The 1,890-nt window shown below is 64.6% G+C and carries 1 protein-coding gene and 1 pseudogene; both read left to right on the forward strand.

The genetic code is table 11. The features are described 5' to 3' along the window. Positions 1–431 (forward strand): annotated as a pseudogene (locus EN964_RS33160) (beta-ketoacyl-ACP synthase); the annotation flags it as partial. A gap of 51 nt (positions 432–482) precedes the next feature. Further along, entirely contained in the window at positions 483–1,754 is a 1,272-nt protein-coding gene (locus tag EN964_RS33165; protein WP_027039033.1) for a beta-ketoacyl-ACP synthase, read from the forward strand. Positions 1,755–1,890 lie beyond the last annotated feature (136 nt).

The following is a 1,890-nucleotide window of genomic DNA, read 5'->3' on the forward strand; positions in this document are numbered from 1 at the left end:
CCGCGATCAGCCGCGGCCGCAAGAGCGAGGAAGAGAGGGGGAAGGGCGGAGCCGGAAGAGAAAGGAGCCCAAGGGGAGAACTCGACGCCCAGATCGCCGCCCTGCTCAAGCAGGCTGCAATGCCGAACGGCAAATTGCTGGCCATGTCGGGCGCGTCGGGCGCCCATACGGCAACCATCGCCGAGAAAGCCGCGCTCGATGCCAATCCGGCGATTGCCGCGCGCGGTTTCTCGACGCTGACCGGACACATGAAGGAAGCACAGTTTCCCTTCGCTGTGGCACTGGCGGCGCTGGCCGTCGATCGCAAGGCCGCCTACCCTGTTTTTGATGCCGCAGCCGAGAAGCCGTTCGAAGGGGTTCCCGCAACCGTCCTTGCAACGGCGATCGGCTATCACCAATTCGAGGGCATGGCGCTCGTCAACGCCGCCTGAGGCGGTGGTCCACGATCCATGCCGCAACGATAGACGATCGAGGGCTACCGCATGGCCAATCTGAACGATCATATGGGCAGGCCGATCGTTGCCGTCACCGGCATCGGCGTGGTGACCTCGCTTGGCGTCGGCAAGGCCGATAATTGGGCGGCGCTGACCTCGGGCAAGTCGGGCATCCACCCGATTACCCGTTTTCCGGTCGATCATCTCAACACCCGCATCTCCGGCATGGTCGACTTCCTGCCGTCGAGCTCGAAGGGCTCCAGCCATCTCACCTATGAACTGGCGGAAACCGCCGCGCGTGAGGCCGTGGCCGAGTCCGGCCTCGATTCCGGTGATTTTGGTGGTCCTCTCTTCCTCGCTTCACCGCCGGTCGAACTCGACTGGCACGACCGCTTCGCGCTCTACAATTCCAATGATTTGGACTCCGGCGGCGAACGGCTGCTGCGGGTGGCGCGCGGATTGAAAGAACTCGACTTTTTCGAGACCACGCAGTTCGGCTCGATCGCCGGCCGGCTTGCCGACCGTTTCGGCACCCGCGGGCTGCCGATCACGCTGTCGACCGCCTGCGCTTCCGGCGCCACCGCCATCCAGCTCGGCGTCGAGGCGATCCGCCGCGGCGAATGCGACCGCGCGCTGTCGATCGGCGCCGACGGTTCGGCGACCGCCGAGGCGCTGATCCGCTTTTCGCTGCTGTCCGCGCTGTCGACCCACAACGACATTCCCGAAAAGGCGTCAAAACCTTTCTCCAAGGACCGCGACGGCTTTGTCCTCGCCGAGGGTTCGGGCGCGCTGGTACTGGAATCACTGGAAACCGCACTCGCGCGCGGCGCCACGATTCTTGGCATCCTGCGCGGCTGCGGCGAAAAGGCGGACGATTTCCACCGCACCCGCTCGAAGCCGGACGCTTCGCCGGCGATCGCGGCGGTTCGTGCTGTGCTAGCCGATGCCGGCTTGAGCCAGGACGAGATCGACTACGTTAACGCCCACGGCACCTCGACGCCGGAAAACGACAAGATGGAGCATCTGTCGCTGTCGACGGTGTTCGGCGAACGGATCGGCTCGATGCCGGTCTCGTCGAACAAATCGATGATCGGCCACACGCTGTCGGCGGCGGGCGCCGTCGAGGCGGCGTTCTCACTGATGACGATGCGCGAAAGCGTCATCCCGCCGACCATCAACTATGACAATCCCGACCCCGCGATCGTGCTCGACGTGGTGCCGAACAAGAAGCGCAATGCCGAGGTCCGCACCGTGCTGTCGAACTCCTTCGGCTTCGGCGGCCAGAACACTTGCCTTGTCATGGCGCGGGAACCGGTCTAAGCGACCTTTTTCAGCCAGACCGAAACCGACAGGCCCAATGCGCGCATTGCAACTTATCGAGGACCGCCGTCTTGAAACGGTGGACCTGCCGCCTCCCCCACCGCCGGCACTTGGCGAAGTCACGCTGCGCATCAAG

The organism is Mesorhizobium sp. M7A.F.Ca.CA.001.10.2.1 (assembly GCF_003998575.1).
In the GTDB taxonomy this organism is placed as follows: Bacteria; Pseudomonadota; Alphaproteobacteria; order Rhizobiales; family Rhizobiaceae; genus Mesorhizobium.